Source organism: Acetobacterium wieringae (assembly GCF_026646375.1).
GTDB classification, from domain to species: domain Bacteria; phylum Bacillota; class Clostridia; order Eubacteriales; family Eubacteriaceae; genus Acetobacterium; species Acetobacterium wieringae_A.
In genome coordinates, this window is the sequence record NZ_JAIPPU010000065.1 from 1 (window position 1) to 330 (window position 330).

General features: G+C 52.1%; 2 tRNA genes. Both read left to right on the forward strand.

Features of this window, described 5'->3' with window-relative positions:
* The first annotated feature begins 61 nt into the window (after positions 1-61).
* Positions 62-136: transfer RNA gene (locus Q7P33_RS17965), tRNA-Asn, on the forward strand.
* Between the two features lie 54 nt (positions 137-190).
* Positions 191-265, forward strand: a tRNA-Glu gene (locus Q7P33_RS17970).
* Positions 266-330: the final 65 nt, after the last annotated feature.

Here is a 330-nt window from a genome sequence, read left to right on the forward strand (position 1 = left end):
GCCGAAAGTACTTGGTGGGCAACTGCCTGGGAGGATAGGACATTGCGGGACTTTTAAATAATCCTCAGTAGCTCAACGGTGGAGCACTCGGCTGTTAACCGATAGGTTGCTGGTTCGAATCCAGCCTGGGGAGCCATTAAGAAACAAAGCGGATGTGAGCAGACCGTTTCATATCCGCTCTTTTAAGCAAGGCCCCTTGGTCAAGCGGTTAAGACACCGCCCTTTCACGGCGGTAACAGGAGTTCGAGTCTCCTAGGGGTCACCAATAATTTTAAGCGGCCTGGTAGTTCAGTTGGTTAGAATGCCAGCCTGTCACGCTGGAGGTCGAGA